At 59.2% G+C, this 20,574-nt stretch carries 20 protein-coding genes and 1 pseudogene; 6 read left to right on the top strand and 15 right to left on the bottom strand.

Annotated features, from left to right (window positions below):
- Window positions 1-36: 36 nt before the first annotated feature.
- The 3 genes from ACZ0A4_RS23335 to exbB are packed head-to-tail and all read right to left on the bottom strand — an operon-like array spanning window position 37 to window position 2,174.
- Entirely contained in the window at window positions 37-783 is a 747-nt protein-coding gene (locus tag ACZ0A4_RS23335; RefSeq protein ID WP_034152067.1) for a TonB family protein, read from the bottom strand.
- Window positions 780-1,208, bottom strand: coding sequence for a TonB system transport protein ExbD (gene exbD / locus ACZ0A4_RS23330; protein WP_463576500.1), 429 nt, complete (start codon window positions 1,206-1,208; stop codon window positions 780-782). Before exbD ends, ACZ0A4_RS23335 begins: the two co-directional genes overlap by 4 nt.
- Window positions 1,209-1,214: 6 nt before the next feature.
- A complete protein-coding gene (gene exbB / locus ACZ0A4_RS23325; protein WP_463576499.1) occupies window positions 1,215-2,174 on the bottom strand; it encodes a tonB-system energizer ExbB in 960 nt (319 codons plus the stop codon).
- 188 nt (window positions 2,175-2,362) lie between these two features.
- Between exbB and ACZ0A4_RS23320 the strand changes: the two genes are divergently transcribed.
- Complete coding sequence (locus tag ACZ0A4_RS23320) at window positions 2,363-3,220, top strand: SDR family oxidoreductase (RefSeq protein ID WP_463576498.1); 858 nt, start codon at window positions 2,363-2,365, stop codon at window positions 3,218-3,220.
- 138 nt (window positions 3,221-3,358) lie between these two features.
- Here the strand turns inward: ACZ0A4_RS23320 and ACZ0A4_RS23315 are convergent, their stop codons facing one another.
- The 6 genes from ACZ0A4_RS23315 to ACZ0A4_RS23290 all read right to left on the bottom strand — a co-directional run bounded on the left by ACZ0A4_RS23315 (window position 3,359) and on the right by ACZ0A4_RS23290 (window position 8,663).
- Window positions 3,359-4,099, bottom strand: coding sequence for a hypothetical protein (locus ACZ0A4_RS23315; protein ID WP_463576497.1), 741 nt, complete (start codon window positions 4,097-4,099; stop codon window positions 3,359-3,361).
- 67 nt (window positions 4,100-4,166) lie between these two features.
- Window positions 4,167-4,547, bottom strand: a complete 381-nt coding sequence (locus tag ACZ0A4_RS23310) for a RidA family protein (protein ID WP_003229509.1) — start codon at window positions 4,545-4,547, stop codon at window positions 4,167-4,169.
- A gap of 24 nt (window positions 4,548-4,571) precedes the next feature.
- Window positions 4,572-6,677 carry a bifunctional GTP diphosphokinase/guanosine-3',5'-bis pyrophosphate 3'-pyrophosphohydrolase gene (spoT, locus tag ACZ0A4_RS23305; RefSeq protein ID WP_007920338.1) on the bottom strand — a complete coding sequence of 702 codons (2,106 nt, stop codon included), beginning with the start codon at window positions 6,675-6,677 and terminating at the stop codon, window positions 4,572-4,574.
- A gap of 57 nt (window positions 6,678-6,734) precedes the next feature.
- The gene (gene rpoZ / locus ACZ0A4_RS23300; protein ID WP_016985812.1) at window positions 6,735-6,998 is read right to left on the bottom strand and encodes a DNA-directed RNA polymerase subunit omega; all 264 of its coding nucleotides are present in this window, start codon (window positions 6,996-6,998) and stop codon (window positions 6,735-6,737) included.
- A 167-nt stretch (window positions 6,999-7,165) separates the two neighbouring features.
- Window positions 7,166-7,786, bottom strand: a complete 621-nt coding sequence (gene gmk / locus ACZ0A4_RS23295) for a guanylate kinase (RefSeq protein ID WP_008078609.1) — start codon at window positions 7,784-7,786, stop codon at window positions 7,166-7,168.
- Window positions 7,787-7,799: 13 nt separating this feature from the next.
- Entirely contained in the window at window positions 7,800-8,663 is an 864-nt protein-coding gene (locus ACZ0A4_RS23290; protein ID WP_141125926.1) for a YicC/YloC family endoribonuclease, read from the bottom strand.
- Between the two features lie 270 nt (window positions 8,664-8,933).
- On the opposite strand from ACZ0A4_RS23290, the gene rph reads away from it, so the two are divergent.
- The 3 genes from rph to gltS all read left to right on the top strand — a co-directional run bounded on the left by rph (window position 8,934) and on the right by gltS (window position 11,622).
- Entirely contained in the window at window positions 8,934-9,656 is a 723-nt protein-coding gene (gene rph / locus ACZ0A4_RS23285) for a ribonuclease PH (protein ID WP_016985814.1), read from the top strand.
- A 28-nt stretch (window positions 9,657-9,684) separates the two neighbouring features.
- The gene (locus ACZ0A4_RS23280; RefSeq protein WP_463576496.1) at window positions 9,685-10,053 is read left to right on the top strand and encodes a DUF4870 domain-containing protein; all 369 of its coding nucleotides are present in this window, start codon (window positions 9,685-9,687) and stop codon (window positions 10,051-10,053) included.
- A 357-nt stretch (window positions 10,054-10,410) separates the two neighbouring features.
- Complete coding sequence (gene gltS, locus ACZ0A4_RS23275) at window positions 10,411-11,622, top strand: sodium/glutamate symporter (RefSeq protein WP_463576495.1); 1,212 nt, start codon at window positions 10,411-10,413, stop codon at window positions 11,620-11,622.
- A gap of 79 nt (window positions 11,623-11,701) precedes the next feature.
- Here gltS and ACZ0A4_RS23270 read toward each other — a convergent pair whose 3' ends face one another.
- The gene (locus ACZ0A4_RS23270; RefSeq protein ID WP_007920349.1) at window positions 11,702-12,481 is read right to left on the bottom strand and encodes an exodeoxyribonuclease III; all 780 of its coding nucleotides are present in this window, start codon (window positions 12,479-12,481) and stop codon (window positions 11,702-11,704) included.
- An 82-nt stretch (window positions 12,482-12,563) separates the two neighbouring features.
- On the opposite strand from ACZ0A4_RS23270, the gene pyrE reads away from it, so the two are divergent.
- Window positions 12,564-13,208 carry an orotate phosphoribosyltransferase gene (gene pyrE / locus ACZ0A4_RS23265; protein WP_042608114.1) on the top strand — a complete coding sequence of 215 codons (645 nt, stop codon included), beginning with the start codon at window positions 12,564-12,566 and terminating at the stop codon, window positions 13,206-13,208.
- A gap of 168 nt (window positions 13,209-13,376) precedes the next feature.
- Here the strand turns inward: pyrE and argB are convergent, their stop codons facing one another.
- The 4 genes and pseudogenes from argB to coaBC form a co-directional block, all read right to left on the bottom strand.
- A complete protein-coding gene (gene argB / locus ACZ0A4_RS23260; protein ID WP_003229488.1) occupies window positions 13,377-14,282 on the bottom strand; it encodes an acetylglutamate kinase in 906 nt (301 codons plus the stop codon).
- A 17-nt stretch (window positions 14,283-14,299) separates the two neighbouring features.
- Window positions 14,300-15,676: pseudogene (locus ACZ0A4_RS23255) on the bottom strand (phosphomannomutase/phosphoglucomutase); the annotation flags it as partial.
- Window positions 15,677-15,991: 315 nt separating this feature from the next.
- Complete coding sequence (dut, locus tag ACZ0A4_RS23250) at window positions 15,992-16,447, bottom strand: dUTP diphosphatase (protein WP_122594515.1); 456 nt, start codon at window positions 16,445-16,447, stop codon at window positions 15,992-15,994.
- 5 nt (window positions 16,448-16,452) lie between these two features.
- On the bottom strand, window positions 16,453-17,661 hold the full coding sequence (gene coaBC / locus ACZ0A4_RS23245) for a bifunctional phosphopantothenoylcysteine decarboxylase/phosphopantothenate--cysteine ligase CoaBC (RefSeq protein WP_463577620.1): 1,209 nt from the start codon (window positions 17,659-17,661) through the stop codon (window positions 16,453-16,455).
- Window positions 17,662-17,795: 134 nt separating this feature from the next.
- On the opposite strand from coaBC, the gene radC reads away from it, so the two are divergent.
- On the top strand, window positions 17,796-18,470 hold the full coding sequence (gene radC / locus ACZ0A4_RS23240; protein WP_077575044.1) for a RadC family protein: 675 nt from the start codon (window positions 17,796-17,798) through the stop codon (window positions 18,468-18,470).
- 76 nt (window positions 18,471-18,546) lie between these two features.
- On the opposite strand, the gene ACZ0A4_RS23235 is transcribed toward radC, so the two are convergent.
- Window positions 18,547-20,136: an ABC transporter substrate-binding protein gene (locus ACZ0A4_RS23235; protein ID WP_463576494.1), complete on the bottom strand. Its 1,590-nt coding sequence runs from the start codon at window positions 20,134-20,136 to the stop codon at window positions 18,547-18,549.
- Between the last annotated feature and the right edge of the window lie 438 nt (window positions 20,137-20,574).

The following is a 20,574-nucleotide window of genomic DNA, read 5'->3' as shown; positions in this document are numbered from 1 at the left end:
GAGCAGGCTCGCTCCCACAGGGTATTGCGGTGTTGCTTAGCGGCGGCGTTCGAGGGAGTAAACAAACGGCGCAACAATTTCAATCGAGCCGTTGTTCAGCATGTCGGCCGGTGGCTTGGGCAGCGGTTGTGCGCGGCGGATCATTTCCAGGGTGGCCCGGTCCAGATCGGCGTTGCCGGAGCGGCCCACCAGTTCGAACGACAGCACATTACCTTCGCCATCCACCACGAAGCGCAGTCGGTTCAAGCCTTCCTTGCCCCGTGCCTGAGCACTGGCCGGGTACTTTTTGTACTTGGCCAAATGCGCGAGCAGGGTGCCTTGCCAACTGGCCTTGGCAGCCATCTGAGCAGGCGACGGACCCGGTGCAGGCTGGGCGGATTTCTCCGTCGGTGCCTGGGTCGGTTGCGTGTCGGCCGGTTTCTCCTCGGAAGGTTTTTCCTTCGGTGGATCCGGCAGCTTCTTCTCGACCGGCTTCGGCGGTTTAGGCTTGGGCTTCGGCTTGGGTTTCTGCACCGCGATTTCAGCTTTCGGTGCTTCGGCCAGCTTCGGAATCGGCAACTCTTCAACCGGAGCCGGTGGCTGCGGCGGTGTGACGACTTTCGGCGGAGCAGGCGGTGGCGGGGCCGGAACCGGGGCCAGCTCGACCATCATTGCCTGCGGCGGCAATTCGATGGGCGGGCGGGCGGTCCAGTTCAGCGCCAGCGCGATGGCCAGCGCATGAACGCCCAGCACCACGGCCAGGCTACCGCTGTAACGCGTCAGCTTATGGCGCGTCGTGATCATTTCTTGGCTGCCGTCTCAAGCCCGACGAGACCAACTTTCAGGTAACCAGCGGAGCGCAGCTTGTCCATCACGCTCATGAGGTCGCCGTAATCCACGCCTTTGTCGGCCTGGAAGAAGATGGTGGTGTCTTTCTTGCCCTGAGTCTTGGCGTCGAGCACGGCACCGAGAGTTTCCGGCTTCACTTCGTCTTCGCCAATGAACAGGCGCTGGTCAGCCTTGACGCTGAGGAACACCGGTTTCTCTGGCCGCGGCGCCGGTTTGGCGGTCGAGGCAGGCAGGTCGACTTTGATGTCCACGGTGGCCAACGGAGCGGCCACCATGAAGATGATCAACAGCACCAGCATCACGTCGATGAACGGTGTGACGTTGATTTCGTGGTTCTCGGCCAGATCGTCGTCTGCGCCTTCTTTCAAATGCAGGCCCATGGCCGATTACCCCACTTTGACCATGTGCGGCTGGGAGCTGCGCTCAGGCTGGTGGTCGAGGTCGCGGCTGACCAGCAGCAGCACTTCTGCCGAGGCATCGGAAACCTGCGCCTTGTAACCGGCGATGGAGCGGGCGAAGACGTTGTAGATCACCACGGCCGGAATCGCGGCAACCAGGCCCAGTGCGGTGGCCAGCAGCGCTTCAGCGATACCCGGTGCTACAACGGCGAGGTTGGTGGTTTGGGTTTTGGCGATGCCGATGAAGGAGTTCATGATGCCCCACACGGTACCGAACAGACCGACAAACGGCGCGGTGGAACCGATGGTGGCGAGGACGCCGGTGCCGCTGCTCATGTTGCGACCGCAGGCTGCAACCAGACGCTCGAGACGGAAGCTGACGCGTTCCTTGATGCCTTCTTTCTCGCGGCTGTTGACCGACAGGCGCATCTCTTCGAGCGCGTCGTGTACCAGCAGGTTGGCGAGGGTGCCTTCTTTGCCAGCGGTGGCGCTGGCTTCTTTCAGGGTGGTGGCTTTCTTCAGGGCGGCGATTTCACCACGCAGACGACGCTTGGCGCCCATCAGCTCGAAGCCTTTGGCGATCCAGATGGTCCAGGTGATGATGGAGGCGATGGCCAGACCGATCATCACGATTTTCACGATGATGTCGGCGTTCTGGTACATGCCCCACGGCGACAGGTCGTGGGCCATGCCCAGGCTGTTGTCGGCTTCAAGAACTTCAGGCACGTCGGCAGCATCGACCGCTTGTACGGGATTGGTAGCGGCCGGAGCAGCGGCAGGGGCTTCAACAGCAGGGGCGTGCTGTTCGGTCGCGGCCGGTGCGGCAGGTGCTTGAGCGTCGGCAAAAGCGGCGGTCGGTGCCAGCATCAGGCTGAGCAACAGAGCCGCCACTGCGCTCCAGGCGCGAGGTCGATTGGTTGGCGAAGCGGGGATTTGATTACGTGTCATGCTGGCCGGACCTGAGATAGAAAAACGGTGATGCTCTACCAGGCCTCGTAAGGCCGAGAACAAAAGTGGCGTGCATTATTGCAAGTAATTCTTGTTAACAAAAGTAATAGAGTATCTTTTTTTCCTTCATTGCTAGCCGCTCGTCCTGTCCCGAGGCTAGTCTGTGCCTTTCCGATAGGAGTTTTTTGATGTCCGCGCCTTCTGTTTTGATTGCCGGTTGTGGTGATGTCGGCAGTCGTCTGGCCAAGCAATTGCTGGCGGCTGGCTGGGAAGTTCATGGCTTGCGCCGGGACGTTTCGAAGCTGCCTGCTGGGGTGATTGGCGTTGCCGGTGACCTTTTTAATGAAGACTGCCCGGTGACCTGGCCGGTGGGGGCGGTGGACTATCTGGTGTATTGCGCAGCGGCAACCGATCACGATGAGGCCGGCTATCGCGCAGCTTATGTGCAGGGTTTGCAGAATGTGCTGAGCTGGCTGGATGACTACGGCCAAGTCCCTGAGCGACTGATCTTCGTCTCCAGCAGCAGCGTTTATGGGCAGCAGAATGGCGAGTGGGTTGACGAGACATCCGAGACCATTGCTTCTGGTTATTCCGGGCGGTTGATGCTGGAAGCGGAGCAGGTGGCGCTGAACAGTGGCATTCCTGCGAGCATCCTGCGTCTGACCGGCATCTACGGGCCGGGCCGCGAATGGCTGTTGACTCAAGTGCGTCGCGGTTATCGCGTGGCCGTCGAGCCGCCGCTGTATGGCAATCGGATTCATGCTGACGACGCGGCAGGGTTGCTGGCGTTCCTGTTGGAGAAGGTTCGGCAGGGCGTGACGCTGGATCCGTTCTACATCGGCGTCGATGACGCGCCGGCGCCATTGGCGGAAGTCGTGGGTTGGTTGCGTGAGTATCTGGGCGTCACTGAGTGGGCGGAAGATGCCAGCGTGCGGCGCACCGGCAGCAAGCGTTGCAGCAATGCGCGGGCGAAAGCATTGGGCTGGACACCAACGTACCCAAGTTACCGCGAAGGCTACGCCGCGATCCTCGAAGGTAAATGCTGACTTCTAACAACACAAAACAACTGTGGGAGCGAGCCTGCTCGCGAAAGCGGTGTATCAGGCAACATTGCTTTGACTGACATACTGCTTTCGCGAGCAGGCTCGCTCCCACATTTGATCTTCAGCGGTTTCAGAGACGGGTTACTGCTTCTCCAGCAACCATTTGCGTTCGCCCGGCGTGTACTGTGGCATTTCATCCGCCAGCGCTGTATTCACGGCCTGGAAAATCTCCAGCTCCTTGCCCTTGCGCGCAAAGATGTAGGCAATGCCTTGACCGTTGAGTTGCAACCACATGTTGTCGTTGGTGCTGCTCATCGAGGCGCAATCGCCCGCCAGGCACAAGGCATAACGGTCGGCACCCGGTAAGCCCGAGACCTGACCATCCGCCTGGAATTGCACGGTGCTGCCTTCGCCCTGACCACTGGCTATTGTCCAGCTGCCGCCCATGTAGGCGGAATACAGCGCGCGTTCGAAACTGGCACCGATCGGCGCGCCTTCCGGAACCGGAATCTGTGCGCGGTCGAACACCTGCTCGGGTTCGTTCTCGCTGGCGGCTTGCTGCAGTTGCCCGCCGTCGCGTTTCAGCTCGCTGGCGGAGCTGCCATAGAAGTCGACTTTCCAGGCGCCGGATTTCTCACTCAGCAGCCGTCCTTCGACGTTCTCAAAACCATTGGTGTAGCGGGCCTGACTGGCCTTGGTGTTGACGTCCCACTCAAGGTTCGGGCCGTAAGCCTGAAGCGCTTCGCGCAGGGGGCCGCCCTTGGCTGCGGCATCGATCGCCACCTGGTTGATCCAGGTGCCGCTGATGTCACGGTCGGCAGGGTTGCTGGCGCAGCCGCCGAGGAAAATGGCGAGCAGCGGGAGAGCTAGCGCTTTGCGCATGGTGGAATCCTTTCAAAACCTTTTCTTGCTGCAGTCGGCGCGGCGTTTGAAGGCCGCGCCGTGCGCATCACTCGATGACCAGAATGGCATCCATTTCAACCTGCGAACCCTTTGGCAGGGCAGCTACGCCGATGGCAGCGCGGGCCGGGTATGGCTGGTCGAAGTATTTGCCCATGATCTCGTTGACCTTGGCGAAGTGGCTCAGGTCGGTGAGGAAGATGTTCAGTTTGACGATGTCCTTGAACGAACCGCCAGCCGCTTCGGCCACGGCTTTGAGGTTCTCGAACACCTGGACGGTCTGGGCTTCGAAGCCTTCAACCAGTTCCATGGTTTTTGGGTCCAGAGGAATCTGGCCCGACATGTAAACAGTGTTGCCTGCCTTGATCGCCTGGGAGTAAGTACCGATGGCGGCGGGGGCCTTGTCGCTGGTGATAACAGTCTTGGTCATGTATGACTCCTTGTAATGGTTGAGTTATGCACGCATGCGGGTGATGCGGATCACCCCGGTCAAGGCGCGCAGCTTCTTGATCACGCGGGCCAGGTGCACACGGTCGTGGACGCTGACCACCAACTGGACCACGCTGATGCGACCATCGCGTTCGTCCATGCTGATTTTCTCGATATTGCCGTCGGCTGCGTTGACGCTGCTGGCCAGCAGGGCGATCAGGCCGCGCTGGTGTTCCAGCTCGACGCGCAGTTCGACGTTGAATTCGCCGGTGACATCCTTGGCCCACGAGAGCTGGATGCATTTTTCCGGGTTGTGCCGTATTTCGCTGATGTTGCGGCAGTTGTCCAGGTGCACGACCATGCCTTTGCCCGCCGACAGGTGCCCGACAATCGGGTCGCCCGGGATCGGCGTGCAGCACTTGGCGTAGCTCAGTACCAGACCTTCGGTGCCGCGAATCGCCAGCGGGCCTTCCGGGCTTGGCAACTGTTCGCCTTCGCCGAGCAGGCGGCGGGCGACCACATAGGCCATGCGATTACCCAGGCCAATGTCTTCGAGCAGGTCTTCGATCAGTTCGAGGCGGTACTCGGTGAGCATTGCTTTGACGCGTTCAGCCGGGATCTTCTCCAGTGAACTGTCGAAACCGTTGAGGACTTTGTTCAGCAGGCGTTCGCCGAGGCTGATGGACTCGGAGCGGCGTTGCAGTTTCAACGCATGGCGGATGTGCGTGCGCGCCTTACCGGTCACGACGAAATTCAGCCACGCCGGATTTGGCCGAGCACCGGGAGCGCTGACGATCTCGACCGTGGAGCCGCTTTGCAGCGGTTCGGACAGCGGTGCGAGACGACGGTTGATCCGGCAGGCGATGCAGCTGTTGCCGACGTCGGTGTGTACCGCGTAAGCAAAGTCGACCGCCGTGGAGCCTTTCGGCAGCTCCATGATCCGGCCTTTGGGCGTGAACACGTAGACCTCGTCCGGGAACAGGTCGATCTTCACGCTCTCGATGAATTCCAGCGAGTTGCCGGCACGTTGCTGCATTTCCAGCACGCCTTTGACCCACTGACGGGCGCGGGCATGAGTGCCTTTTGGCTGCTCGTCGCCGCTGGACTTGTACAGCCAATGGGCAGCGATGCCGTTGTTGGCCATCTCTTCCATTTCGCGGGTGCGGATCTGGATTTCGATCGGTACGCCGTGCATGCCGAACAGCGTGGTGTGCAGCGACTGATAGCCGTTGGCCTTGGGGATCGCGATGTAATCCTTGAAGCGCCCCGGCAACGGTTTGTACAAATTATGTACAGCGCCCAGCACGCGGTAGCAGGTATCGACCTTGTCGACGATGATCCGGAACGCATAGACGTCCATGATCTCGTTGAAGGCCCGACGCTTGCCGCGCATTTTCTTGTAGATGCCGTAGAGGTGTTTCTGGCGACCGCTGACTTCGCCCTGGATGCCGTCGATGGCGAGGCAATGGCCAAGGGATTCTTCGATCTTGTTGACGATTTCCTTGCGGTTGCCCCGGGCGCGTTTGACCGCCTGGTAGATCCGCGCGGAACGCATCGGGTGCATGGCCTTGAAGCCGAGGTCTTCGAACTCGATGCGAATCGCATGCATGCCCAGCCGGTTGGCGATGGGCGCGTAGATTTCGAGAGTTTCCTTGGCGATCCGGCGGCGTTTTTCCCCGGACAGCACTTCCAGCGTGCGCATGTTGTGCAGGCGGTCGGCGAGCTTGACCAGGATCACGCGAATGTCGCGCGCCATGGCCATGGCCATTTTCTGGAAGTTTTCGGCTTGGGCTTCGGCCTTGGTCTCGAAATTCATCTGGGTCAGTTTGCTGACCCCGTCGACCAGTTCGGCCACGGTTTCACCGAACTGCGCTTGCAGCGCTTCTTTGGCGATACCGGTGTCTTCGATCACGTCATGCAGCATCGCGGCCATCAGGCTCTGATGGTCCATGTGCATGTCGGCAAGAATATTGGCCACGGCAAGAGGATGCGTGACGTACGCCTCGCCGCTGCGACGGCGCTGACCGTCATGGGCTTGTTCGGCGTAGAAATACGCTCGGCGGACCAGGTTGACCTGGTCGTTGCCGAGGTAGGTCGATAAGCGATCGGCGAGGGCGTCTATGCTCGGCATGATAATTCCTGCCGTAAGCTGTGATCCCGCGCCGTGCTACGTCGACCAGGCATAGGCTTAGACGGCCTCGTTGGACTCGTCCTCGAACGCTGCGAACAGCGGCTCATCCTGGACGATTTCCTGCTCGGCGATGAACTCGTAGCTCATCAGGCCTTCAGCGATTTCACGCAGCGCTACAACGGTAGGCTTGTCGTTTTCCCACTGAACCAGTGGCTCTTTGCCGCCGGTGGCCAGTTGACGGGCACGTTTGGTAGAGAGCATGACCAGCTCAAAACGGTTTTCCACGTGGTTCAGGCAGTCTTCAACGGTTACGCGGGCCATGGTATTCCTCGGAGCGAATGCAATATGCGCGCTGCCCGGTTGGGCGAGCGGACTAAACAGTTTAAAAAATCACCAGCGATTAGGGAAGCGCTGATTTTTTGACCAAGCCCTTCAACGCGCTGCAAGCACCAATGTAAAGCGCTTGCAGCTGTTTTGGGAAGTGCTGATTATCCGAGCAATTCGGCCAGCAACTTGCCGAAACGTACTTGCTGGCGTTTCTGCTGGAGTTGATTGGCGCGGAAAATCGCCTTCAGATCGTCAAGTGCATGAGCAAAATCGTCGTTGATGATCAGGTAGTCGTACTCGACATAGTGACTCATCTCGCTGACCGCTTCGCGCATCCGGCCGTCAATGATCTCGTCGCTGTCCTGGCCACGGTTGGTCAGGCGCTGGTGCAGTGCCTGAAGCGACGGCGGCAGGATAAAGATCGAGCGAGCTTGCGGCATCAGCTTGCGCACTTGCTCGGCGCCCTGCCAGTCGATTTCCAGAATCAGGTCGTGACCTTCGTCCAGCGTCTGCTGCAGGCGGCTTTGCGAGGTGCCGTAGAAGTTGCCGAAGACTTCGGCGCGTTCGAGGAAGTCGCCGTGCTCGCCCATCTTCACGAACTCTTCGCGGGTCACGAAGTGATAGTTCACGCCGTCCACTTCACCCGGACGCATGGCGCGCGTGGTGTGGGAAACCGAAACACGAATTTCCGGTATGGCGTCGGTCAACGCCTTGACCAGACTGCTCTTGCCCGCGCCCGATGGCGCGGAAATGATGTACAGGGTGCCGGTGCTGTGGGTCATGTCAGGGATAGCCTTACTCAATATTCTGCACTTGTTCGCGCATCTGCTCGATCAACACCTTGAGGTTGACAGCGGCTTGGGTGCTGCGCGGGTCGAAGGCCTTGGAGCCCAGTGTGTTGGCTTCGCGGTTGAGTTCCTGCATCAGGAAATCGAGGCGGCGTCCGGCCGCACCGCCGGATTTGAGCACCCGGCGCACTTCGATGATGTGGGTGCTCAGGCGATCCAGTTCTTCGGCCACGTCGCTCTTTTGCGCGAGCATGACCATTTCCTGTTCCAGACGCTGCGGGTCCAGCTCGGCCTTCATGTCGGCGAAGCGGTCGAGGACTTTCTGGCGTTGGGTGGCCAGCATCTGTGGCACCAGTTCACGCAGGGTCACCACATCTTCCTCAATGGAGGTCAGGCGCTCGTTGATCAGGCGTGCCAGCTCAGCGCCTTCGCGCTCGCGGCCGGCCTTCAACTCTTTCAGGCCTTGATTGAACAGGGCCAGTGCGTCGGCGTTCAGTGCCTGCGGGTCAGTCGCATCACCCACCAGTACGCCGGGCCAGGCCAGCACTTCCAGGGGATTGAGTGCGGCAGGATTCTTGATCAAGCCGGCAATGGTCTCGGCCGCTGCGACCAGTTGCGCGGCGCGCTCGCGATCGACTTGCAGGGTTTTGCCGGTGCTTTCTTCGGTGAACCGCAGGGTGCATTCGAGTTTGCCCCGCGACAGGCCCTGACGCAGCGCTTCACGCACCGCGCCTTCGAGATCGCGAAACGACTCCGGCAGACGCAGGTGAGGTTCAAGGTAGCGGCTGTTGACCGAGCGCAGTTCCCAGCTCAGGGTGCCCTGTGCGCCGGCTTTTTCGACGCGGGCGAAGGCGGTCATGCTGTGCACCATGGCGGTGACCTCGCAAATGCAGATCGGCGCGAAACCTGTGTTCCGCAGGCGCGATATGTATGAATTTAAGCCGACTGGCAGCAAAGGCGCAGGATTGTAGCGCAGTGCAGCGAATGCGCCCAAACACACGGTGTGACAAAGGGCTGCAGCCCGTCGGTAATGGACGTTTCAGGGCCTTCGGTCGACGCTCGGGGTTTTAACGAGTGCCCAGGCGCGGTGCAGCGCTCTATAATGCTCGGCAGTTTTCCGTCCCCAGTACAGGTATTCCCTATGAAACGTCCAAGTGGTCGCGCTGCCGATCAGCTCCGCTCGATCCGCATTACCCGCAACTACACCAAACACGCCGAGGGATCCGTGCTGGTCGAATTCGGTGATACCAAAGTCATTTGCACCGTCAGCGTCGAAAACGGCGTGCCGCGCTTCCTCAAAGGCCAGGGCCAAGGTTGGTTGACCGCCGAGTACGGCATGCTGCCGCGCGCCACCGGCGAGCGTAACCAGCGTGAAGCGAGCCGTGGCAAGCAGGGCGGTCGCACCCTGGAAATCCAGCGTCTGATCGGCCGTTCCCTGCGCGCTGCACTGGACATGTCCAAGCTGGGCGACGTGACCCTGTACGTCGACTGCGACGTGATCCAGGCCGACGGCGGCACTCGCACCGCTTCTATCACTGGCGCCATGGTTGCACTGGTTGATGCGCTGAAAGTGATCAAGAAGCGTGGCGGCCTGAAGGGCGGCGATCCGCTCAAGCAGATGATCGGTGCCGTGTCTGTCGGCATGTATCAGGGCGAAGCCGTGCTGGATCTTGACTATCTTGAAGATTCCGCCGCCGAGACGGACCTCAACGTAGTGATGACCAGCACCGGTGGTTTCATCGAAGTGCAGGGCACTGCCGAAGGCGCGCCGTTCCAGCCTGAAGACTTGAACGCCATGCTGGAGCTGGCCAAACAAGGCATGAACGAAATCTTCGAACTGCAAAAGGCTGCACTGGCCGACTGAGCAGGTTGATAACCGCAAGGAGGACGCGATGAGTGACGAGCAAGAGTTGCTGCCCAAACCGAGCCAGGAGGTTCGCCAGTGGGCGATGTTTTGTCACTTGTCCGCCTTGCTGGGGATCTGGATTCCGTTCGGCAATCTGATCGGGCCACTGATCCTCTGGCAGATGAAGCGCGAAATGGACCCGTTCATCGACGCTCAAGGCAAGGAGGCGTTGAATTTTCAGATCACCGTCGCCATTGCTTCGTTGATCTGTTTCCTGCTGATGGTGCTGATCATCGGGTTTTTTCTGTTGGGCATACTGGCTATCGGCGCGCTGGTTTTGACGATCATCGCCGGTGTGAAGGCCAATGAAGGTTTTCCTTACCGATATCCGTTTACCTGGCGGCTGATCAAATAAGACGCTCGAAAAGTTTTAAAACAAATGCCCTGACCTGTCAGGGCATTTTACTAATGCAACAAAATTAATCGCTGTTATGGGTAGGAATAATCTGATCGCGATGATCGGTCGATACTCTTTCTGTATATACACTTTTAGTCACAACTGCATCGGCTTAGTTAGGATTCATGGTCTTGGAATCAAAGGCGACGATTGTTAAAGTTGCTCGGATAATATTTCTCCTGAAATATTAGGATATATTCAAGCCATCGAAGGCTATTGAATTTCCGAGTAATCAGTGTTGAGACAATCAGCCGGTTCATGAGGCGCGTGCAGGTAAATAGCTCGCCTCTGAATATATAGCCAAGAATAATCCCAATGATTCAGCTCGATTTTTACGGAACACTTGTGGCCGCCTCCTTAGTACTTCTGCTGGGGCGTGGGCTCGTTATGCGTGTAGGTTTCATGCGCAGTTACAATATTCCCGAACCTGTCGCGGGTGGCTTGGTAGTTGCCTTGCTCTTGTTGCTGCTGCGGACGGTCGATATTGAAATTCGTTTCGATACTTCCCTGCAGACACCATTGATGTTGGCCTTTTTTGCCACCATCGGTCTGAGTGCAGACTTTGCCAGCCTGAAGAAAGGTGGTCGCATAGTGGGGGTATTTCTCCTGGCGGTGACCGGGCTGTTGGTGGTGCAGAATGCCATGGGTATCGGCCTGGCAAAAATGCTCGGGCTGGACCCGTTGATGGGCCTGTTGACCGGATCGATCACACTGGCGGGCGGTCACGGCACCGGTGCCGCGTGGGGCACGGTATTCAGTGAAAAGTACGGTCTGGCATCTGCGTCGGAGCTGGCGATGGCTTCCGCGACGTTTGGCCTGGTGCTGGGTGGTTTGATCGGCGGACCAGTCGCGCGCTTGCTCATCAAGCGAGTGCAGGTGCCCGGTTGTCAGAGTCCGGATGTGCCGCCGCGGTTGCCGAAAGGCTTCGAGCAACCAAACAAAGAACGCTCGATTACCCCGTTTTCGTTTATAGAAACACTCGCCCTGATCGCGGTCAGTTTGCTGGCGGGCAATCTGTTGAACGGCCTGCTGCAGGGGACCGCATTCGAGTTGCCGACGTTTGTTTGTGTCCTGTTTGTGGGCGTGGTATTGCGCAACGGGCTCTCGGCGCTGGGCCTGTATCAGGTGTTCGAGCGTGAAGTGTCGGTGCTGGGCAATGTCAGCTTGTCGCTGTTTCTGGCGATTGCCCTGATGTCGCTCAAGTTGTGGGATCTGGCCGCATTGGCGTTGCCCATTTTCATCATTCTGGCTGTACAGGCGCTGGTCATGGCGTTGTTCGCGATTTTCGTGACATTCCGGATGATGGGGCGCAACTACGATGCGGCCGTGCTGGCGGCAGGGCACTGCGGTTTTGGCCTGGGTGCCACGCCGACTGCCATTGCCAACATGCAGGCGGTGACGCAGCGCTACGGCCCCTCGCAGATTGCGTTTCTGGTGGTGCCGATGGTCGGGGCGTTCTTCATCGACATCATCAATGTCATCGTGATCAAGCTGTATCTGGCCTTGCCGTTCTTCGCGGCTGTCTGAATTCGAGCGTGCCGGGACGTGACGCATAAAAAATGCCCGTATCTCGCGATACGGGCATTTTTTTACTTCGAAAAGGCGCTTAGATGGTCAGCGTCCAGTCGTAGTCGACGATCAGCGGCGCGTGCTGCGAGAACCGCGGCTGACGTGGCAGGCGTGCGCTGCGTACAAAGCGTCGCAAGCCCGGGGTCAGGATCTGGTAATCGAAACGCCAGCCCAGATTGAGCATCTCGGCCTGTTCGTTGTCCGGCCACCAGCTGTACTGGTCGCCTTCACGGCTGACTTCGCGCAGGGCATCGACATAGCCCATGTTGCCGACAATCTCGTCCATCCAGGCGCGTTCTGGCGCCAGGAAACCCGGAGATTGCTGGCTGTCGCGCCAGTTTTTGATGTCGAGCTTCTGCTGCGCCACGTACAGCGAGCCACAATAAATGTACTCGCGACGTTTGCGTCGCTGTTTGTCCAGGTACTTGCCGAAGTCGTCCATGAGCTTGAACTTCTGGTTCAAGTCCTCATCGCCGTTCATCCCCGAAGGAAGCAGCAAGGTGGCAATACTGACTTTGTCGAAATCTGCTTGCAGGTAGCGCCCGTAGCGGTCGGCCGTCTCGAAACCGAGACCGCTGATGACAGCCTTCGGTTGCAACCGCGAATACAAAGCCACGCCGCCTTGGGCAGGGACTTCAGCATCGCAGGCATAAAGGAAGTAGCCATCCAGTTGGAAGGCTGGGTCATCCAGTTCAAAGGCGGAGGCACGGGTGTCCTGCAGGCAGATGACGTCGGCATTCTGTGCTTGCAGCCAACTGAGCAAACCACGCTCGACTGCAGCCTGAATACCATTGACGTTCACACTGATGATCCGCATAAATGGCCCCAAAAATCGCGTGCGTGTATGATACACGGCGTCAAGCTAATTAGCTAAATCCGTGGTATTTGGGGTTTTTTTCATGCAAGCGTATCAGCGCGATTTTATTCGTTTTGCCATCGATCGCGGCGTTTTGCGCTTCGGTGAGTTCACCCTGAAGTCCGGGCGCACCAGTCCTTACTTCTTCAATGCCGGCCTGTTCAACTCGGGTTCGGCCCTGGCGCAGCTGGGGCGTTTCTACGCTGCAGCCATTGCCGAAAGCGGCATTCCTTTCGACGTATTGTTCGGCCCGGCCTACAAAGGCATCCCGTTGGCGGCGACCACTGCTGTTGCGCTGGCCGAACATCACGACCGCGACCTGCCATGGTGCTTCAACCGCAAGGAAGCCAAGGCTCACGGCGAAGGTGGCAGCCTGGTTGGCGCACCGCTGACCGGCGAAGTACTGATCATCGACGACGTGATCACTGCTGGCACCGCGATTCGTGAGGTGATGCAGATCATCGCTTCCCAGGACGGTGCCAAGGCTGCTGGCGTGCTGATTGCGCTGAACCGTCAGGAGCGTGGCAACGGTGAGTTGTCGGCGATCCAGGAAGTCGAACGCGACTTCGGTATCCCGGTGATCAGCATTGTTTCGCTGAATCAGGTGTTGGAATTCCTCGCTGACGATCCGCAGCTCAAGCAACACTTGCCAGCCGTGGAAGCCTATCGCGCGCAGTTCGGCGTTTAACCGCAGAGCACTGTGGGAGCGAGCCTGCTCGCGAAGAGGCCTTCACAATCCAGCATTGATGTGATGCAAACACCGCTTTCGCGAGCAGGCTCGCTCCCACAGGGATTGCAGGCAAAAAAAGACCCCGCTCAGCCAGGCTGAGCGGGGTCTTTTTGCGTGCGCTACGGCTTAAGGACGCTTGCGATTGCTGATCAGCGTGCCCACACCGGTGTCGGTGAAGATTTCCAGCAGGATCGCATTCGGTACACGGCCGTCGATGATCAACGAGCTGCCCACGCCGCCCTGAACCGCTTCCAGCGCGCAGCGGATCTTCGGCAGCATGCCGCCGTAGATGGTGCCATCGGCAATCAGATCATCGACCTGCTGGGTGCTCAGGCCGGTCAGCACGGTGCCCGACTTGTCCATCAGGCCGGCGATGTTGGTCAGCAGCATCAGCTTCTCGGCTTTCAACGCTTCGGCCACTTTACCAGCGACGAGGTCGGCGTTGATGTTGTACGACTCGCCGTTCTCACCCACGCCGATCGGCGCGATGACCGGGATGAAGTTGCCTTTGACCAGCAGATTCAGCAGTTCGGTGTTGATCCCGACCACTTCACCTACCTGACCGATGTCGATGATTTCCGGCTGAGTCATCTCCGGCGTCTGGCGGGTAACAGTGAGCTTCTTCGCACGAATCAGCCCGGCGTCTTTGCCGGTCAGGCCGATGGCGCTGCCGCCGTGACGGTTGATCAGGTTGACGATGCTCTTGTTGACCTGGCCGCCGAGGACCATTTCCACCACGTCCATGGTCGCGGCGTCGGTGACTCGCATGCCGTCGACGAAATGGCTTTCGATCGACAGGCGCTTGAGCAGATCACCGATTTGCGGGCCACCACCGTGCACGACCACCGGGTTGATGCCTACGGCTTTCATCAAGACGATGTCGCGGGCGAAGCCGGTTTTCAGCTCCTCGCTTTCCATCGCGTTGCCGCCGTATTTGATCACCAGGGTCTTGCCGACATAACGTCGGATGTAAGGCAACGCTTCGGACAGGACCTGGGCGGTATGGGCGGCGGCTTCGCGTTCGAGGGTCATTCAGGGCTCCGGGTGAATCAGAACGGTAGTTGGAGATCAGGTGCAACGCGTTTCAGTTGGGCGTGGAACACATCCTTGATGCGTTGCAATTCAGCCTCGTCATCGGCCTCGAAACGCAGCACCAGCACCGGTGTGGTGTTGGATGCGCGCACCAGGCCCCAGCCTTTGGCGTAATCGACTCGCACGCCGTCGATGGTGGTCAGGTCAGCGCCTGCGCCCCACTGTGCGTCGTGCAATGCATCAATGATGCTGAATTTGCTCTCTTCGGTCACATGGATATTGATTTCCGGCGTAGAAATATCGTTAGGGAAGGTCGCAAACAGCTCTTGCGCGGTGGATTTTTCCTTGCTGAGGATCTCCAGCAGCCGTGCAGCGCTGTAGATACCGTCATCGAAACCGAACCAGCGCTCCTTGAAGAAGATGTGCCCGCTCATTTCACCGGCCAACAGCGCGCCGGATTGTTTCATTTTCTTTTTGATCAACGAATGACCGGTCTTCCACATTAGCGGACGACCACCGTATTCCTTGATCAGCGGCACCAGGCGACGGGTGCATTTGACGTCGAAAATGATCTCGGCGTCCGGGTTGCGCGCAACCACGTCACGGGCGAACAACATCAGCAGGCGATCCGGGTAGACGATGCTGCCGGTGTTGGTCACCACGCCGACACGGTCGCCGTCGCCGTCGAACGCCAGGCCGATGTCGGCGTTGGTTTCCTTGACCTTGGCGATCAGGTCGACGAGGTTTTCAGGCTTGCCCGGATCCGGATGATGGTTCGGGAAGTTGCCGTCGACGTCGCAAAACAGCGGGATGACTTCGCAGTTCAGCGCTTCGATCAATTGCGGTGCAATCACGCCGGCCGCGCCGTTGCCGCAGTCGACCACGACTTTCATGCGCCGGGCCAGTTTGATGTCCTGGACAATTTCGGTGTTGTAGCGGTCGAGGATCTCGACCTGAGTGACGCTGCCCGTGCCGCTGCTCAAATTGTTGCTCTTGAGGCGTTCATGCAGGGCCTGGATCTGTTCGTTGGCGAGGGTGTCGCCGGCGATGACGATCTTGAAACCGTTGTAGTTCGACGGGTTGTGACTGCCGGTGAGCATCACACCGGATTTGCCGGCCAGCACGTTGGCGGCGTAGTACAGCGCCGGCGTTGGCACCAGGCCAACGTCGCTGACGTGGCAGCCGCTCTCGGCGATACCGCGAATCAATTCTGCGACCAGTTCCGGGCCGGACAGGCGACCGTCACGACCGACGGACACGTTCGGCTCGCCTTGCGCCAGGCTCTGCGAACCGATGGCGCGGCCGATCCAGTAAGCGGTTTCGGCATTGAGAAATTCCGGCACGGTGCCGCGAATGTCATAGGCGCGGAAAATGCTGTCGGGCAGCTTCGGGGCAATCTTGGCTGGGGTGCTCATCTACGGAAATGCTCCATCTCGAAAGTGGCGGGACAGACCGACGAATCGTTCGACGGCAGGCTCAAACTGAAGGGTATGACGGCGTTTTCCACAGAGAGTTCGTGGTGTGAAAGGGCCATGACGCCTCGGCTGGCGTGGCTTTCGGCCGGCAAAACCTTGATTTACGGTGTTAAAACCTGCCACCCGAATTGTGCAAATTTCCCCTGTAGGAGCTGCCGAAGGCTGCGATCTTTTGACTTTGTTTTTGAAGAATCAAGATCAAAAGATCGCAGCCTGCGGCAGCTCCTACATGGGTTATTTGGTGCCGGTGTGGCCAAACCCGCCGGTGCCGCGTTCGGTTTCGACGAACTCTTCAACCATTTCGAAATGTGCCTGCACCACCGGTACCAGCACCAGTTGCGCCAGACGTTCGCCGACGGTCATGGTGAAATCGCTCTGGCCGCGGTTCCAGCACGACACCATCAGCGGGCCCTGATAATCGGAGTCGATCAGGCCGACGAGATTGCCCAGCACGATGCCGTGCTTATGGCCCATGCCCGAGCGCGGCAGGATCAGCGCGGCGAGGTTCGGGTCGCCGATGTAAACCGACAGACCGGTCGGAATCAGTACGGTTTCACCCGGTTTGATCACAATGTCCTGATCCAGCATGGCGCGCAGGTCGAGGCCGGCGGAGCCCGGGGTGGCGTATTGCGGCAGCGGGAATTCGGTGCCGATGCGTGGGTCGAGGATCTTGGCTTGCAAAGCGTGCATGTAAATTAAACCTGGTTCAGACGTTCGGCGATAAAAGTGACCAGTTGGCGAGCGATTTTGCTCTTGCTGGTCTGGGCGAAAACCGTGGCGTGCAGCTCACGGTCAATCACGCTGCAGGCGTTTTCTTCGCTGTTGAAACCGATGCTCGGGTTGGCGACGTCGTTGGCGACGATCAAATCGAGATTCTTGTCCTTCAGCTTGCGTGCAGCGTAGTCGAGCAAGTGTTCGGTCTCGGCGGCAAAGCCGACACTGAACGGACGGTCGGGACGGGTCGCGATGGTGGCCAGAATGTCTGGGTTGCGCACCATTTGCAGGACGAAGCCGTCGCCGCTCGTAGGATCTTTCTTGAGTTTTTGCGGGGCGATGACTTCCGGGCGGTAGTCCGCAACCGCTGCCGAGGAAATGAACACGTCGCACGGGATCGCCGATTCACACGCCGCGAGCATGTCGCGGGCGCTGACCACGTCAATACGCGTGACGCGATCTGGCGTCGGCAGGTGCACTGGGCCGCTGATCAGCGTCACACGGGCGCCGGCTTCAACTGCGGCTTCGGCGAGGGCAAAACCCATTTTCCCGGAGCTGTGGTTGGTGATGTAGCGCACCGGGTCGATGTTTTCCTGGGTCGGGCCGGCGGTAATGACTACATGCTTGCCAGTCAATGCCTGACGCTGGAAGCAGTCCGCTGCGCATTGCGCCAGATCGGTGGCTTCCATCATGCGGCCCATGCCGACATCGCCGCAGGCCTGGCTGCCCGAGGCCGGGCCGAAGGTCTTCAGGCCACGGCTTTCCAGGAGTTGCAGGTTGGCCTGAGTCGCCGGGTCGCGCCACATCGCCTGATTCATGGCCGGAGCGACAGCCACGACGGCGTCGGTGGCCAGCACCAGTGTGGTCAGCAAATCGTTGGCAATGCCTTGCGCCAAGCGCGCGATCAGGTCAGCGGTGGCCGGGGCGATCAGCACCAGATCGGCCCATTTGGCCAGCTCGATGTGGCCCATCGCGGCTTCAGCAGCTGGGTCGAGCAAGTCGAGGTGCACCGGGTGGCCGGACAGTGCCTGCATGGTCAGCGGGGTAATGAACTCGGCGCCGCCGTGGGTCATGACCACGCGCACCTCGGCGCCTTGATCGATCAGGCGACGAACCAGATCGGCGCTTTTATAGGCCGCGATGCCGCCGCCGACGCCCAGAACGATGCGTTTCCGATACAGCCGCTGCATAGGTCTGCCTTTCATTTCGTTGATGACTGCGGTGCGATGCCCCCTCCCCAGGGTTGAATCGACCACAAAAAAGATGGGCTACGATATCACAGCGACCGCTACGGAACAGCGGCGCCCACAGACAGGGAATGTGTATGAGTATTCGCGATTGGCCTGCGGCGGAACGGCCGCGGGAAAGGTTATTGGAGCACGGGGCAGCGAGCCTTTCGGACGCTGAGTTATTGGCCATTTTTCTGCGCACCGGATTGCCCGGAATAAGCGCTGTGGACCTGGCGCGCAACCTGTTGACTCAATTCGGCAGCCTGCGTTTGCTGCTTGAGGCCGATCAGCACGCATTCAGCAAACAATTGGGACTCGGGCCGGCGAAGTTTGCGCAACTGCAAGCTGCTCAGGAAATGAACAGGCGGCATCTGGCTGAGAAATCCCGGCAGAAACCAGCTCTGGAAAACCCTCAGGTCGTTCGCGATTATCTGAAATCAATGCTGCGTCACGAACCGCATGAGGTGTTTGGTTGCCTGTTTCTCGACTCCAAACATCAAGTACTGAATTTCGAGATACTGTTTCGCGGCTCCATCGATAACACCAGCGTGCATCCCCGCGAAGTAGTTAAGCGATGTCTGGCCAATAACGCGGCGGCGTTGATCCTGTGCCACAACCATCCATCGGGGAACACTGACCCCAGTCAGGCAGATCGATTGCTGACCAAGCGTTTGCAAAAGGCGCTGGAGCTGATTGATGTGCGGGTTTTGGATCACTTCATTGTCGGCGATGGTGAGCCGCTGTCGATGGCGGAGTGTGGCTGGATGTAAAAAGCAGCGGCAAGCGTTGAGCTGCAAGCGGCAAGCTAGAGCCATGCGCGGAGGGCTCTAGCTTGAGGCTTGTCGCTTACGGCTTGACGCTGGTTTTGGAGTAGTCCTGACGGCCAAACGGGCTGACGGAGTAACCCTGCACGTCTTTGCGTGTGAGCGCATAGGCCGTCGGGTGTGCCAACGGCAGCCACAACGCCTGCTGCTGAATCTGCGCCTGTGCCTGCTCGTACAGCTTGGTGCGCACACCTTGTTCGCTGGTGGTCTTGCCGGCGCTGATTAGCTTGTCGAGATCGGCATTGCAGTACCGCGCGAAGTTGGTGCCGGATTTCACCGCCGCGCAGGAAAACTGCGGTGTGAGGAAGTTGTCCGGGTCGCCGTTATCACCGGCCCAGCCCATGAACAGCAGGTCATGCTCGCCCGCCTTGGCGCGACGAATCAGCTCGCCCCACTCGATTACGCGTATCTCTGCCTGAATGCCGATTTCCGCCAGATCCGACTGCAACATCTGTGCGCCGAGGCTCGGATTCGGGTTGAGCAGGCTCCCCGACGGACGTGTCCAGATGGTGGTCTGGAACCCATCCTTCAAACCGGCCTTGGCCATCAGCGCCTTGGCTTTCGTTACGTCGTGCGGATAGCCCGGCAAGCTCTTCGCGTAGCTCCAGGTGTTCGGCGGATAAGGGCCGTTGGCCGCTTCGGCGGTGTCTTCAAACACAGCCTTGATGTAGCTGGCCTTATCGAACGCGAGGTTGATTGCCTGACGCACTTCCGGCTTGTCCAGCGGCGGATGCTGGCTGTTGATGCCGACGAAAGCGGTCATGAACGCGTCAGTTTTTTCGACTTTCAGCGTCGGCTCTTTCAGCGCGGCCTGTACGTCCAGCGGTTTTGGCGACAGGGCGATCTGGCATTCGTTACGTCGCAGCTTTTGCAGGCGCACGTTGGCGTCCGGGGTGATGGCGAAGATCAACGGATCGACTGCAGGCTTGCCACCGAAGTAATCCGGGTTGGCCTTGTAGCGGATCGCTGCGTCTTTCTGAAAGCGGTTGAACACGAACGGGCCGGTGCCGATCGGCTGGCTGTTGAGCTTGTCCGTGGCGCCGGCCTTCATCAGTTTGTCGGCGTATTCGGCGGAGTAGATCGAAGCGAAGCCCATGCTCAGGGTCGCCAGGAATGTCGAGTCCGGGTGGTCAAGGGTGAAGCGTACGGTCAGCGGATCGAGCGCGTCGATCTTCTTGATCAGTGCTGGCAACTGCATCGACTGCGCGTGCGGGAAGCCGCTCTGGGCGACTTTGTGCCACGGGTTGGCCGGGTCGAGCATGCGGTCGAAGCTGAATTTGACGTCTTCGGCGGTCAGCTCGCGGCTCGGCTTGAAGTATTCGGTCGTATGAAACTTCACCTGCGGGTGCAACTTGAACACATAGGTCAGGCCATCGGTACTGACCTCCCAGCTGTCGGCCAGGCTGGGGACGACTTTGCCGCTGGCGGTGTCGAAATCCACCAGACGGTTCATAAGCACGTCAGCCGAGGCGTTGGTGGTGGTCAGCGAGTTATATTGCACCACGTCGAACCCTTCCGGGCTGGCCTCGGTACAGACGCTCAGCGCGGCGGCCTGAACCAGAGGGCTCAGCAGGAGCGGGGCGAGCAACATGGGTAGGGCAGCGAGGCGCATGGTCGGTTTCCTTTTACAGATCGAAGGCCCATCTGCAAGTGCAGTCTGGAAAAGGCCTACCCTAGAGGTCTGGATTACAAATGACTATCCCCTTTTTGCATTTTCGGGGCACAGTGATAGCCGTTTTTCAGACGGCGGCGCGCGGTAAAAAGTCCGGATCGCCCTCAAGGTCGATTTTCTGCGACGAGTGGTAAAAATCGATGTCAGCCTTTATCCAAGGCGTTCGCAGGCTGAAAAAGCGCCTTTATGTGGATTGATTGCACACGGAATGTTGTTGCACCCCGGTCTTTCTGGTATAAAGCAGCGCTCTTTTCTAGGGGCCCGGTTCCTTCACTGTAGGTGTAGCCGGTAAGACCTCTAAAGAAACGCGGCGCCTGGCGCCAAATGACTGAGAGATTAAGCGGCCAACCCATGCCGGGTTGGGCATGTGGTTTTAGA

It is taken from the genome of Pseudomonas sp. AC172 (assembly GCF_979258595.1).
Note: the sequence above shows the minus strand (reverse complement) of the source record. Positions and strands in the feature narration are given on the sequence as shown.